Consider the following 13,414-nt stretch of genomic DNA (forward strand, 5'->3'; position numbering starts at 1 on the left):
CGGAAAAGTTATCCACAGGCTGTGCGAAAGATCTGTGGACGGCCGGGAAGATCGTTTCGAAAGGCGGTGGTCGACTCCAGGATTCCCGACTCAAACCGCCCTCACGCCCACGTTCGAGTGGATTCATGGGGGAATGGGTCGCTCTAAAGGATTGACCTCGGGAAACGCGTGGACGAAGGGTGATCTACGGGGGTGTGGACAGAGTGCGGTCCGCAAGGGGATTTGTCGACTGCGTGGCACTGCGCTGTCGACTTGTCCCCAGATCGAGAAGCCCACCTGTGGATAACTTCTGTGGACAAAGAAAATAAGCAGGTAGGACCAGCCGCGTGGCCTAGAACCGACCGTCCTGGCAGCGCGCCACCCAGTCCGCGGCGGCGACGAACTCGGCGTCCGAGGTCCCCGTCAGCGTGGGCCGCACCTTCGCCACGGCGGCGTCCGCACGCGGGTACGAGCCGAGGAAGCGCACCTGAAGGCAGACCCGCTTGAGGCCCATCAGCGCCTCGGCCACCCGGCGGTCGGAGATATGGCCCTCGGCGTCGATGGCGAAGCAGTAGTTGCCGATGCCCTCACCGGTCGGGCGGGACTGGAGCAGCATGAGGTTGACGCCACGGACGGCGAACTCGCCGAGCAGATCGCGCAGACCACCGGGGTGGTCGTCGCGCTGCCAGATGACGACCGAGGTCTTGTCGGCGCCGGTCGGGGCGGCGGGCCGGGCGGGGCGGCCGACCAGGACGAACCGGGTCTGGGCGTTCTCCGCGTCGTGGATCTCCGTCTCCAGGGCCTCCAGGCCGTACCGCGAGGCCGCGAACTCGCCGGCGAAGGCGGCGTCGTAGCGGCCCTCCTGGACGAGCCGGGCGCCGTCGGCGTTCGAGGCGGCGGACTCCCAGACGACGTCGGGGGGCAGGTTGGCCTTCATCCAGTTGCGGACCTGCGGCTGGGCGGCCGGGTGCGCGGTGACCGTCTTGATCTCGGAGAGCTTCGTGCCCGGGCGGACCAGCAGCGCGAAGGTGATCGACAGGAGCACCTCGCGGTAGATCATCAGCGGGGCGCCGGCGACCAGTTCGTCGAGGGTGGTGGTGATACCGCCCTCGACGGAGTTCTCGATCGGGACGAAGGCCGCCTCGGCCTCGCCGGTACGGACGGCGTCGAGGGCGGCGGGTACGGACACCATCGGGACGAGCTCGCGGGTCGCGGACTCCGGCAGCGTGCGCAGGGCGACCTCGGTGAAGGTGCCCTCGGGGCCGAGGTACACGTAGCTGGCTGGCATGACCTCACCCTAATGGGCCTGCACGGGGACGGCGCACGACTACGTCCACACCACCCCCGCGGACGACTCCGACGCCGGAGCGCCCCCACGAGCGGGCCCGGCACCGGACCTCGGCACCGAACCCCAGCAAGACGTCAGCCCCGAAGCTCGGCAGCACCTCAGCCGACCCCCGGCGCCGTACCCGCTCCCCCTCCAGCAGCCGCTGGCCGGCGCCGTACCCGCTCCCCCTCCAGCAGCCGCTGGCCGGCGCCGTACCCGCTACCCCTCCAGCAGCCGCTGGCCCACGTACTCGCCCTTCGCCGCGCCGCCCGGCACCGCGAAGAGGCCGCTGGACTCGTGGCGGATGAAGGTGGAGAGGGCGTCGCCGCGGTCGAGTTTGCGCTGGACAGTGACGAAGCCGCGGAGCGGGTCGGCCTGCCAGCAGACGAAGAGGAGGCCCGCGTCCGGGACGCCCTTCGCGTCGATGCCGTCGTGGAAGGAGAACGGCCGGCGCAGCATGGCCGCGCCACCGTTCTGGTCGGGGCGGCTGATCCGGGCGTGCGCGTTGATCGGGACGAGCAGATCTCCACGGGAGTCGGTCTTCTCCAGGTCCATCTCCGTCGTCTCCGTCGCCTTCGCGCCCCCGCTCAGGGGAGCGCCGTCCGACTTCCGCCGCCCGATGACGTTCTCCTGCTCCTTCAGCGACAGCTGTTCCCAGTCGTCGAGGAGCATGCGGATACGGCGTACGACGGCGTACGAACCGTTCGCCATCCACGCCGGCTCGCCGGACGCCCCCGACGCGGGTACGAAGATCCGCTCATCGAAGTCGGGCTCGGCGGGCTTGGGATTGCGCGTGCCGTCGATCTGGCCCATCAGATTGCGGGCTGTCATGGGATGCGCCGTGGCCCCCGGCGAACGGTTGAAGCCGTTCATCTGCCAGCGCACCCGGGCCGCGCCGCCCGCGTCCTTCTGGATCGTGCGCAGGGCGTGGAAGGCGACGAGGGCGTCGTCGGCGCCGATCTGCACCCATAGATCGCCGTCGCTGCGCGCTTTGTCCAGGTGGTCGGAGGAGAAGTCCGGCAACGGGTCCAGCGAGTCGGGGCGCTGCTTCTCCAGCCCCGTCCGGGCGAAGAAGCTGTGCCCGAAGCCGAAGGTGACCGTCAACGAGGAGGGTCCGGCGTCGCGCGCCACGCCCGTGTCGTCCTGGGCCGCGGCCTCACCCGCCATCAGCCGCCGGGCCGTCTCCGACCAGCGGCGCAGCAGCGCTGCGGCCTCCTTGCGACCCGCCCCGGCGGCCAGGTCGAACGCGACGAGGTGGCCGCGGGCCTGGAGCGGCGTCGTGATCCCCGGCTGATGTTTCCCGTGAAACATCACCTCTCCGGCCCCGAGGGAGGAGAGCGGGGCGACCTCCTCCCCGGAGGTGGACGAGGACGACGGGTCGGACGCGAACGAGGACCCGGCCGCGTATCCGACGGCTCCCCCGGCCGCGCCCAGGGCGAGACCGGTGGCACCGGCGGTACCGAGCAGACGGCGTCGGGAGATCGCTCCGTCGGAAGGGGCAGCCTCGGAAACCCTGGCGGGCCCACCCTTGGGAGAGGTGCCCTTGGCGGGGGCCCCTTCGGACGGGACGTCGGACGGGACGGTGGTGGACTGGTCGGTCATGGTGCGGTTCAGCCGATCTTCGCGTTCTTGCTCACGGTCACCTGGTCGATGTCGGACGTGCGCACGGTGACCTCGATGTTCCAGTCGCCCGCCATGGGGATCTGCACACCGTCGGCCGTCCAGTGCCCGGTGGCGATGTGGTCGGGCACCACGGGCAGGGGGCCGATGTCCTTGGCCTCCAGGGTGAAGGCGACCTTCACCTCGGGGATGTCGTGGGCCTTGCCGTCGGGGCCCTGGACGTAGACGTGCATCTCGTTGGCGCCGACGCGCGCCGGGTCGATCTCCAGCCGGACGACGCCCTTGCCGTTCTTGCCCCCGGTGTCGAACGACATGTCGAGCGCCAGCGCCCCCGACTGGGTGTCCGGCGCGACGGCCGCGTTGGCCGCCTTGGCCTCCTCCACGGTGCGGCCCGGCTCGGTGGAGGTCAGGGCCGTGGTGACGGCGAGGAGGACGACGGCGACGCCCGCCTCCGCGAGCACCGACCGGCGCAGGCCTCGCCGACCCGGATCGGCGTCCCGCAGCCGCTTCTCGCGCGCGGTGGCCACCGCGACCCGCTGCCGGGCGAGCTGGGCGGCCCGCTCGGGGTCGTCCCGACCGTCGTCGCCGACGCCGCCCACACCCACGCTTGCGCCATCGTCGGCGGTACCCGTACCCGTACCCACACCCACGCCTGCGCCATCACCCGTGGCCTTCTCCCGGTCCTCCTCCGTCGGTGCCGGTGCCTCCGCCAGCTGGGCGGTCCACCGGCGGGAGATCCACGCGATCCCGACCAGCACGGCGACCAGGCCGATCTTCACGAGCAGCAACTGCCCGTACGACGTGCCGGTCAGCGCCGACCAGGTGCCCACCTGCCGCCAGGACTGGTAGATCCCGGTGGCCGTCAGCACCAGCACGCTGCCGAACGCGACCCGCGAGAAACGGCGTACGGCCGCGGTCTCGATCTGTGCGTCGGAGGGCGCCCGGAACAGCGCGACGAGCAGCGTCGCCAGACCGCCCAGCCAGGCGGCGACCGCCAGCAGGTGCAGGATGTCGAGCGGCATCGCGAGGCCCGCCTGGAGACCGGTCGAGGCGTGCTCGGCCATCGCCCAACTCGCGGCGAGCCCGGCGGCGACGACGCCACCACCGATGGCCAGGCCGAAGGTGAGGTCCCGCTGGTAGGAGCCGTCGTCGGCGTCGGAGAGCTCGTCGTCGTCCTCGGAACCCGCCCCCTCCGGTCGGTCCGTCTCCGTACCGCCCGTTTCCGTGCCGTCCGCCTCCCGGACGACGCCTTCCTCGCCCTCTTCTTCTCCCTCACTCTCCTCGACGCTCTCGTCGTCCTCCTCGTCGTCCTCCTCGTCCCGCCGGGCGTACGCGCCGAAGAGGACCGCGATGAAGAGGGCCGCCGCGGCGAGCAGCAGCAGACGGGAGATGAGGGCGGCGCCCGTCTTCGTCTGGAGGACATCGCTGAGCAGGTCCAGGTCGAAGACGTCGCCGAGCTTGCCGGAGCCGGTGTACGAGCCGCGCAGGAGCAGCATGGCGAGGGTGGCCACGGCGAGCGTGAGCCATCCGGAGACCACGAGCCGCTGTACGGGTCGTACCCCGGCGCCGCGCTGCCAGCAGGCCAGGACGAACGCGGCGCCGCCGACCAGCAGGATGAAACCGGCGTACGACAGGTAGCGGGCGAAGCCGTAGAGCCCGCCGACCACCCCGCCGCCGGCCTCCTGGCCCGGCACGGGGACCGTCGTCTTAGACGGTGCCCCCACGGAGAAGGTGAAGGCGCCGGAGACGGGGTGGCTGTCCGCCGAGACCACCTGGTAGGTGACGGTGAAGGTGCCGTCGGGTTGTCCGGGGCGCAGCTTCACCCCGTAGCTGTTGCCGCCCAGGTCGGCGATGTCACCGGTGTCGACCTGCTTGCCCTTGGGGTCGTACACGCGCACCGAGCCGTCGGACGTCGCGACCTTCTCGGAGAAGGTGAGCGAGATCTGGGACGGCGCCTCCTGGACCACCGACCCCTGCTGTGGGTCGCTGCCGGTGAGCGCGGCGTGGGCGGCGACCGGCACGGCACCGGCGAGCACCGCCGCGACCGTGGTGATCAGCAGCAGAAGCAACGCCCTCAGCCGGTTCGACGACGGCGAAGCACCACAGGCCGACCGCCTCACGACGCCGGACTGCCGCACGCCCTCCGACCGCCAGGCCGCGCCGGACTGCCGCACGCCCTCCGACCGCCAGGCCGCGCTGGACTGCCGCACGCCCTCCGACCGCCTCGCCGCACTGGGCCGCCGCACGCCCCGCGACCGCCAGGCCGCGCTGGACTGCCGCACGCCCTCCGACCGCCTCGCCGCACTGGACCGCCGTACCTCACTGGACCGCCGTACCTCACTCGACGGTCTCGGCCGGTGCGACGGCCGCAACCCGTTCAAGGGCCTCAACGGGGTTCCCTCCCTCAGTGACCGGTCGTCGGCTGGTACGTCGCCGACTTCACGGGCATCTCGACCGTGATGGCCTTGGACTTGGTGAAGTTCAACCGCAGGGACACCGTCTCGCCTTCCTTCGGCTTGCGCTTCAGGTTCTCGAACATCAGGTGGTTTCCGCCGCTCCGGAGGACGAGTTCGCCACCGGCGGGGACCTTCAGCGCCGAGACCTGCTTCATCGCCTGCCCGGCCGTCTCGTGGACGGTGACGTCCTGAGCGAGGTCGCTGGTCACGGAGGTGAGTTCGTCCGCCGCGCCGCCCTTGTTCTCGATGACGAGGTATCCGGCCGCCATGGAGTCGGTGACCGGCTGCGGCATGTACGCCGCCTTCACGGACAGCTCGGCCGCGGAGGAGCCGGAGGAGTCCGACGAGCCGCACCCGGTCAGCGTGAGCCCACCGGCCACGATTCCACCGGCCACGAGCCCGGCGACCCTCGCCGCACGCGCCCTCACGGCTTCGCGCCCTTGAGCAGCTTCGGCAGGTCCTTCTCGTAGTCCTGCACGTTCGCGTCGTCGTCGTACAGCACATAGCCCGCGTCGGTCTTCGGCGAGAACGCGATGACCTGGGTGCCGTGCTCCGAGACGGTCTTGCCGTTCTCGTCCTTGGTCGGCGGGGCGATGGAGATGCCGAGCTTGAGCGCGCCGGCCTGGATCTTGTCGAAGTCGCCGGTCAGACCGACGATCTCGGGGTCGATGCCTTTGAGCCACTTGCCGAGCTCGGCGGGGGTGTCCCGCTCCGGGTCGGTGGTGACGAAGACGATCCGGAGGTTCGCCAGCTCCGACTTCGGCAGCTTCTTCGAGACCTCCTTCTTCGCGACCGCGATGTTGTTCATGGTCAGCGGGCACACGTCGGGGCAGTTGGTGTAGCCGAAGTAGATCAACGTCGGCTTGCCCTTGGTCTCCTTGCGGAGGTCGTACGACTTGCCCTCGGTGTCGGTGAGCACCAGGTCCGGCTTGACGAACGGCCGGTCGAGAACCGTGGACGGCTTGGTCGGCCCGGTCTCGGAGACCTCGGCGACGGACGTCGTGGACGCGTCCCCACTGCCGCAGGCGGAGAGGCCGAGGACGGCCGCGACGAGCAGGGCACCGACCGCGTACGTCTTCCTCGCCCTCGTCCTCCCCGTCCTCCCCGTCCTCCTCATCTTCATCGTGTCCTTCGTCATCTTCGTGTTCGTGTGCATATGGAAATGTCCCAGATGGTTCGAGCCCCGGCGCGCACCGGGCGGGCGCCGCTACGGCGGACACACACGCCGTACGACGACCGCGTGCGCGCCGGGGAAAGGAAGGGAGTCGGGAGTCCGGGGGCCTCAGGCCTCGGTGCGCCGACGGCCGGCGAGGACGCCGTACGCCACGCCCGCGGCACCGACGACGATGCCGACGATGGCGAGCACGCGGGCCGTGGTGTCACTGCTGTCGGCGGGCTCGGCCGCGGTCTCCTTCGAGGCGGCCTCGGCGTCCTTCGCGTTCTTCGCGTCCTCCGACTCGTCCGAGGCGGCGGTGGACGAGCCGTGGTGGTCGCCGGACGCGGCGGACAGCGCGAGCACCGGCGCCGGGTGCTCGGGCTCCTCCTGCCCCTTCTGCGGGACCTCGATCCAGCGGACGACCTCCTTGTTGGAGTACGTCTGCAGCGCCTTGAAGACCAGTTCGTCGGTGTCCTCCGGGAGCTGGCCCAGGGAGAGCGGGAACTTCTGGAAGTAGCCCGGCTCGATGCCCTTGCCGGTGGCGGTCCAGGTGACCTTGGACACGGCCTCGTCGATCTGCTCGCCGTGCAGTTCGATCGGCTTGTCGAGCTTGGCGCGGGTGACCTCGATCTTCCAGCCCGGGACGGCCTCCGGCTGGGCCGAGGCGAGCGGGTGGTCGGTCGGGAAGTTCACCTCGACCTTGGTGGTGGAGGCGTCGTCGCGCTCGTTCGGGACCTTGAAGTTGACGGTCGCGTACCCGCCCTTCGCCGCCGTGCCCTCCGCCGCGACGCTGACGTGCGCGAACGCGGGACCGGACAGGACGAGGACGGCGGAACCGGCAAGGGCGCCGACGGCGGCGATACGAGAAGCCTTCATGACTGGTGACACTCCACGGTGAGTGAGGAGAGGAAAGGACGGAAGGGGAACGCGTCACGACCAGTTGAGGGGAGGCGCGAGGAGCGCGGATCGAGCCACGCTCGCACCGCACCCACACCCACGCCCGCTCCCCACAACCGCGACCGCACGCGCGCGTGCGCCGCACGCCGACGTCCCCGACTCCCCCCCCGTGCGATGCGCGGCGCGGCGACGCGAGGCGGTGAAGCCCCGCGCTGCCGAGCCGTGCGCAGGCAGTACGTGGAGTGTGAGTGCGAGTGGACCGTCGTCGTGTCAGGCGGCGAGGGTGAGCGCGGCGGTCGGAGGGCCGCGTCGGATCACCGTGTGCTGGAGCGTGGTCGTACACGGGGCCGGCGGCGTGGTGTACGCGGGGCGGGGGGCGCGCGACACGGCGTCCGGCGCGCCCGGGAGCCCGGACCGCAGTGCCCGCGCCAGCGCGAGCGCCCCTCGCAGCGACCGTACGAGCGGCTCGTGGGCCGACAGCCGGGCGAGGCGCAGCAGCGCGAGGTCGCCGTGGCGGAGCAGCCACCCGGCGGCGACGGCCGCGAGGACATGGCCGAGCAGCATGGGCAGCGACGGCAGGACGGCGGCCGAGGAGTCCGGCGCGGTCGTCATGGCGTCCGCGGGGTGGTGCGTGGCGTACCCGCCGAGCCCCGCGTCGACGAGGATCCGTCGGGCCTCGGCGGGGCTCATGGCCGCCGCGGTGGCCCCGCAGACGAGTCGTGCGGCACGTTCGACGAGCGCCGCGTCCATGGCTGCGGTGGCCTTCGACGTGGCCTCCGTGCCGTGCTGGCCGAGCCCGAAGAGGGTGTGCAGCACGGTCTGGCCCACGGCGAGCAGGGCCGCGATCCCCGGCAGCGAGCGTTCCCTGCCGGCCAGGGCGACGGCGACGGCGAAGACGCCGACGAATCCGACACCGAGGCTCCACAGCGGAACGGCCGCGCACGAGGCGAGCGCGTGGCCCGCACCGGCCAGCACGACGCAGACCGCGGCGAACACCGCGGCCCGTAGAACCCGGAGATCACCTCCGGTGCGTGTGCGGGCTTTCATGGCGGGGTCATCATCCCATCGAGGTCCGGTCGGGGGAGCGCCGGGTTCCCACGCTGGGGTACGGGGCGGGAGGGGCCGGTGTTCAGGCGGCGGTACGGCACCAGAGGGGCCGGTGTTCAGGCGGCGGTACGGCATCAGAGGGAGGGGAGGGGCCCTTGGCACCGGAGACCGTCGCGCACCAAACGATATAAACGCACCAGTCAGGCATTTCGCCCACCTCCCGTGCCCTCGCGGCGACGCGACACCCCGGCACCCCGGCCCGCCCCCCCCGTGGCCGCATTCCTGGGTCCCGAGGTGTGGAAGGGGTGGGGGATTCGGAAGGGTTTCGTTCGCATACACCGAATGTGACGAGGCCGCATCCGCCGTATGGGCGGCGGGACCGGTTCCGGGCGATTGCGCGCCCCTCTCGGTGGCAATACGTAACGGTATGTCGAGCCGCGGCCGGGAGGCTGGAGCATGAGCATCTGGTGGTCACTCCATCTGCGGCGTGATGCTGCGAGCGTGCCGCTCGCCCGGCGGCTGCTGCTCGGCACGATGGAGACGGCGGGCGTCGACCCGGACGTCTCGTACGACCTCTCCGTCGCCCTCAGCGAAGCCTGCGCCAACGCCGTGGAGCACGGTGGCGCCGTCCCGTCGGGCAGCACCTCCGAGGCGTACCGGGTCACCGCGTACCTCGACGGCGAGAAGTGCCGTATCGAGGTCGCCGACTCGGGCCCCGGCTTCCCGCACCGTCAGCCGCCCCGCCAGGCCCACGCCGACGACGAGAACGGACGTGGCCTCTGCCTGATCCGCGAACTCGCCGACCACGTCCACATCGGCAACAAACCGGGCCGCGGCGGCGCCGTCGTGAGCTTCGACAAGATCCTCAAATGGCGGGAGGGCGCACCGCTCGTGGCGGTGTAGCGCGCGCTCCGGGCCGGGTGGCCGTCCGGTCGCGGTGTTCAGGTCTGCTGTGGCTCCAGGTCCCTGCCCACCCGGCGCCATGCGCGGATGGACTCGGTGACGGGATGGGTGTCGCCCAGCAGCACGGACGCGCAGGACTCCGTCTGCTGCTGGAGCCGTTCGGCTTCCTCCTGACGCCCCATGTCCCGCAGAGTGATCGACAGATTGCCCATGCTGACCAGCACGTCGGGATGGGTGGGGCCGAAACGGCGGCGCAGCCCCTCGACGGCCAGCCGCTCCCAGCGCTCGGCACGGTCGTACATGTCCATCTCCCCGTACGCGTTGGCGAGATTGATGCCCGCGCAGAGCACGGCCGGGTGACCCTCCCCGAGGCTCTCCGCCAAGGCGTCACGGGCCTCCTTGCTCAACTCGGCGGACTTCTCCACCTCGCCCAGGGCCCGGTGGTAGATGGACAGGTTGTTGAGGCAGCACATGACGAACGGGTGCTCGGGGCCGAAGGAGGTCTTGTAGCCCTCCAACACCTCGTTGACCAGTTCGACCGCCCGCGCGGCGCCGTTCTCAAGATCTGTGGCGAAGTGGTCCGCCGCGAGGCTGAGCCCGCACGCCAGGGCCTCGGGGAGGTTGCTGCCATAGCGGTCGCGGTACAGGGCGTACGTCTCCCAGGTCTCCTGGGAGATGCGCAGCGCCTCCGCGGTCCGGCCGTCCTTGCGCAGGGAGACCGCGAGGCTCTTGTCGACCCGCAGTACCTCGGGCACGTTCGGGTTCAGGACCTGCCTGAAGCCCTCCCGGACCTCGCGGAGGATCTCCACCGAGTTCTTGTAGTCGCCCAGTTCCCGCAGGTCACACGCATGATGACCTTTGGTGGTGAGGGTGTACGGGTGCAGCGGCCCGAGCAGCGCGGTACGGCGGTGGACGGTGTCCTCGTCGAGCCGCAGGGCGGCCTCGCTGTCGCCGGCCAGCCGGTAGTCGATGGCGAGGTTGTTGGCGGCAGTCAGAGTACGAGGGTGATCCTCGCCGAAGATCTCACGGAAGCTCCGGTAGATCCGCTGGTCCAGATCGAGGGCCTCCTTGAAGCGGCCCACCGCGCGCAGGTCGGCGGCGAAGCTGCCGGAGGTGATCAGGATGCTCGGGTGGTCGTCGCCGAGGAGCTCCCGCTGGTCGGCGAGGGTCTTCTCGTCGAGGTCGAGGGCCTCCTGGTACTGCCCCTGCGAGCGCAGCACATTCGCCAGCTCGAAGCGGAGGTTGAGGATCTGTTCGTCGTTCGCGTCGGGGAACTCACCCGACCAGAACTCGTTGAGCTGGGTGCTCAGGGTGCGGGCGGCGTGCAGGTCACCGCGTTTCCACAGGTAGCGCACGCGGTAGACCATCAGCTGCCGCGGGTCCTCCTCTGAGCAGTTGCGGATGTTGGACGGCGCCAGATGTGGCCAGATCACCTCGAAGCCCGGCCATTGCGCGGGGTCGTCCAGGGCCTCTTCGGGTGGTCGGGCGGCGGCCAGAATGCGGTGCACCTCATGGAGGGTGTCCTCGAACTTCGCCTCGTCCATGCCGTCGCGGACGGCGGCCTGGACGAGGCGGTGCACCTGGATGGAGTTGTCGGTCGAGTCGACCTTGGCGAGGGCGAACCGGTTCAGTGCCTGGGTGACCCGGCCCAGCATGTAACGGACACGCAGGTCCCGGTCGTACGGCAGCAGGGCTTTGATCATCGCGTCGCTGCCGATGAGGCTCATCGAGATGGGTTCGGCCGAGAAGAACGCGCAGAGTTCGAGGAGGCGGGCGGCGGCCGGTGACTCGTCCCGGAGGCGGTTGATAGAGATGTTCCACGTGGCGCCCACGGACCTCGGGTACTCCACGGCCTCCACCGCCTCCTTGACGGAGAGCACCTGGGTGGACTGTTCGCGCAGCTGCTCGATGTACCCCTCGACGGGTGTGGCCGTCGCCTCCAGCCAGGCCGCCGCGACCTCGATGGCGAGCGGCAGGTCGCCCACCGCGTCGGCGACCAGCGCGGCGTCCTCCTCGCTCAGTCCCGGCACCCGGCGGCACAGGTGCTCCACGCTCTCCTCGCGGGTGAAGACCTCCACCTCCTGCGGCTGGACCTTCGCCAGGGTGGGCCGGGTGCGGGTGGTGGCCAGGAGGTGGCCGTAGACGTGCTCGGGGACGGGACCGGTGTACTTCGGGAACCTGTTCCGCATTTTGTCGAGGTCCTCGACGTTGTCGAAGATCAACAGCCAGCGGTTGAACGGCTCCCCCTCCCTCAGCGCCTGGATCACCGAGTCGGCCGCCTCCTTGACGTCCCCGCCCACACCGAGGCCGAGGTGCTGCGCGAGCGCCGCCAGCTTCGGCATGACGAGTTCGGGCTGCTCGGCGTCGACCCACCACACCACGTCGTAGTCCGCCATGAACCGGTGGGCGTACTCACGGGCGAGCTGTGTCTTGCCCACACCGCCGAGGCCGTGCAGTACCTGCGGTACGCGCTGACCGGGGCGGTTCGTGGTCAACTGCTCGCGCAGCTTGTCCAGAATGGTGGAGCGACCGGTGAACCACCGGTAGCGGGCGGGGACGTTGGAGACGCGCCTGCCCACACCGGGGAAGCGCAGGCCGCGCGAGCTGGGCGAGATGGTGGAGACGGCTTCGGGGCGGTCGAGGCCGTTCAGCAGAGCGCTGTAGGCCTGGGTCTCGTTGAGGCCTTTGAGGTCGATGACGCTCCGGCCGGCGAACGGCAGACTGATCTGCACGTCGTCGACGCGGATCGACACCGGCTGTTGCTGCTTCTCCGAGCCACCGGAGTGCACCGCCGCCTCCCAGGCGAACAGCGCCCGGCGGGAGTCGACGAAGCTGAGCGAGAGCGCCGCGAGCACCCGGTGCGCCCCGCCGGGCATGGCCTCGGCGCCGATCTCCGCCGTCGGCACCGTCTGCACGTTCTTCGGCACGACCTCGAAACCGGCACCGCGCAGCACCGACTCCAACCATTCCACCCACATCCGGTCCTCGGACACGTAGTAGAGCGTCAGCTGCGACAGCAGTACCGGCCGTTGCCGGGTGTACGCGGCCTTGAACCGGGCCCGCTTCGCCTCACTGATCGGCGGCAGCTTGGTGACCCGCGCCTCGGTGATCACGGAGGTGAGCCGTTCGCAGGCGCTCAGCATGGAGTTGGCTGACTTCGGCAGGTCGCCGAAGGCCGCGAGGATCTCCTCGTACGCGTAGTACGGCTGGTAGAGGATCTCCGCGCTCGCCCAGTAGTCGGCCATCTGGTCGGCGTTCAGGCCGGAGGGCAGTCCCGAGAAGCGTTCTCTGGCGCGGGCCCGGCCGGCGGCCAGCTTGTCCTTCTCACCGAGGTCGATGCGCATGGCGACGGGCAGGATGCGGATGCCCTTCTCGCCGTACAGTTCCTCAATGTCGTGCGCGACGGCGGCGGCACCCTCGATGCTCTGCTCGCTCAGCGTGTAGCAGACGACCAGGGTGTTCGGCATCTGTACGGTGCAGATGTCCGCGAGGTCGCTGAGGCCCGTCCGGCTGTCGATCAGCGTGTAGTCGTAGTTGCACTGCATGTCGTCGCGCATCGCGTCGAAGAACTGCCCGCCGCCGTAGTCGGCGCAAAAGCGGTCCCAGTCCATGTTGCCGACGATCGGGTAGTCCCGGTGCCGTCTGCCCGCGGACAGGAAGTCCAGGCTGCCGCCCTCGGGAAACGCCCAGTCCAACGACAGAGCGTGCGGCCTGACCCGGGCGTAGTGGCGGTGCCAGTCCGACGCCCGGTCGGGCAGGTTGCGCAGGGCTTCCCGGCGGTAGTCGTCGATCAGGTTGATCAGTCCGGGGGTCCCCCGCAGCAACCGGGCGTCGAGGAAGGGATGGAAGAACTTGTGCAGGCCCGGCGCCTCCAGGTCCCAGTCCACGGCCAGGACCCGGTGTCCGTTCGCGGCCAGGATCCAGGCCACGTTGGCGAGCGCCATGGTCCGCCCGCCGCCGCCCTTGTACGAGTAGAACGTGATCACGGTGCCGTTGCGGCTCTCGGACATGCGCTGCTCTCCCCCGTGC

At 70.5% G+C, this 13,414-nt stretch carries 10 protein-coding genes; 2 read left to right on the forward strand and 8 right to left on the reverse strand.

What is annotated here, in order from left to right; genetic code table 11:
- Positions 1–331: 331 nt before the first annotated feature.
- The 3 genes from pheA to SMA5143A_RS12820 form a co-directional block, all read right to left on the reverse strand.
- Positions 332–1,267 (reverse strand): prephenate dehydratase, encoded by a 936-nt coding sequence (pheA, locus tag SMA5143A_RS12810; RefSeq protein ID WP_107463062.1) that lies wholly within the window; start codon positions 1,265–1,267, stop codon positions 332–334.
- A gap of 258 nt (positions 1,268–1,525) precedes the next feature.
- The gene (gene efeB / locus SMA5143A_RS12815; protein WP_107463063.1) at positions 1,526–2,908 is read right to left on the reverse strand and encodes an iron uptake transporter deferrochelatase/peroxidase subunit; all 1,383 of its coding nucleotides are present in this window, start codon (positions 2,906–2,908) and stop codon (positions 1,526–1,528) included.
- Positions 2,909–2,916: 8 nt separating this feature from the next.
- The gene (locus SMA5143A_RS12820; protein WP_107463155.1) at positions 2,917–4,995 is read right to left on the reverse strand and encodes a copper resistance CopC/CopD family protein; all 2,079 of its coding nucleotides are present in this window, start codon (positions 4,993–4,995) and stop codon (positions 2,917–2,919) included.
- On the opposite strand from SMA5143A_RS12820, the gene SMA5143A_RS42565 reads away from it, so the two are divergent.
- A complete protein-coding gene (locus SMA5143A_RS42565; protein WP_146193900.1) occupies positions 4,973–5,386 on the forward strand; it encodes a hypothetical protein in 414 nt (137 codons plus the stop codon). The genes SMA5143A_RS12820 and SMA5143A_RS42565 overlap by 23 nt on opposite strands.
- Here SMA5143A_RS42565 and SMA5143A_RS12825 read toward each other — a convergent pair.
- The 4 genes from SMA5143A_RS12825 to SMA5143A_RS12840 form a co-directional block, all read right to left on the reverse strand.
- A complete protein-coding gene (locus SMA5143A_RS12825) occupies positions 5,331–5,810 on the reverse strand; it encodes a copper chaperone PCu(A)C (RefSeq protein ID WP_107463064.1) in 480 nt (159 codons plus the stop codon). The genes SMA5143A_RS42565 and SMA5143A_RS12825 overlap by 56 nt on opposite strands.
- On the reverse strand, positions 5,807–6,520 hold the full coding sequence (locus SMA5143A_RS12830) for an SCO family protein (protein ID WP_258193491.1): 714 nt from the start codon (positions 6,518–6,520) through the stop codon (positions 5,807–5,809). Before SMA5143A_RS12830 ends, SMA5143A_RS12825 begins: the two co-directional genes overlap by 4 nt.
- A 144-nt stretch (positions 6,521–6,664) precedes the next feature.
- On the reverse strand, positions 6,665–7,414 hold the full coding sequence (locus SMA5143A_RS12835) for a YcnI family copper-binding membrane protein (protein WP_107463065.1): 750 nt from the start codon (positions 7,412–7,414) through the stop codon (positions 6,665–6,667).
- Positions 7,415–7,705: 291 nt separating this feature from the next.
- Positions 7,706–8,482 (reverse strand): hypothetical protein, encoded by a 777-nt coding sequence (locus SMA5143A_RS12840; protein WP_181361826.1) that lies wholly within the window; start codon positions 8,480–8,482, stop codon positions 7,706–7,708.
- 456 nt (positions 8,483–8,938) lie between these two features.
- Between SMA5143A_RS12840 and SMA5143A_RS12845 the strand changes: the two genes are divergently transcribed.
- The gene (locus SMA5143A_RS12845) at positions 8,939–9,385 is read left to right on the forward strand and encodes an ATP-binding protein (protein WP_055711708.1); all 447 of its coding nucleotides are present in this window, start codon (positions 8,939–8,941) and stop codon (positions 9,383–9,385) included.
- Between the two features lie 38 nt (positions 9,386–9,423).
- On the opposite strand, the gene fxsT is transcribed toward SMA5143A_RS12845, so the two are convergent.
- Positions 9,424–13,395, reverse strand: coding sequence for an FxSxx-COOH system tetratricopeptide repeat protein (gene fxsT, locus SMA5143A_RS12850; protein WP_107463067.1), 3,972 nt, complete (start codon positions 13,393–13,395; stop codon positions 9,424–9,426).
- Between the last annotated feature and the right edge of the window lie 19 nt (positions 13,396–13,414).

Origin of the sequence: Streptomyces sp. MA5143a, assembly GCF_900290235.1 — a bacterium.
Lineage (GTDB): Bacteria > Actinomycetota > Actinomycetes > Streptomycetales > Streptomycetaceae > Streptomyces.

Excerpts from the sequence above, each read along its gene's own strand:
- pheA (WP_107463062.1), bottom strand. The coding sequence starts at position 1,267 with ATGCCAGCCAGCTACGTGTACCTCGGCCCCGAGGGCACCTTCACCGAG.
- efeB (WP_107463063.1), bottom strand. The coding sequence starts at position 2,908 with ATGACCGACCAGTCCACCACCGTCCCGTCCGACGTCCCGTCCGAAGGG.
- SMA5143A_RS12830 (WP_258193491.1), bottom strand. The coding sequence starts at position 6,520 with ATGACGAAGGACACGATGAAGATGAGGAGGACGGGGAGGACGGGGAGG.
- SMA5143A_RS12835 (WP_107463065.1), bottom strand. The coding sequence starts at position 7,414 with ATGAAGGCTTCTCGTATCGCCGCCGTCGGCGCCCTTGCCGGTTCCGCC.
- SMA5143A_RS12840 (WP_181361826.1), bottom strand. The coding sequence starts at position 8,482 with ATGAAAGCCCGCACACGCACCGGAGGTGATCTCCGGGTTCTACGGGCC.
- SMA5143A_RS12845 (WP_055711708.1), top strand. The coding sequence starts at position 8,939 with ATGAGCATCTGGTGGTCACTCCATCTGCGGCGTGATGCTGCGAGCGTG.
- fxsT (WP_107463067.1), bottom strand. The coding sequence starts at position 13,395 with ATGTCCGAGAGCCGCAACGGCACCGTGATCACGTTCTACTCGTACAAG.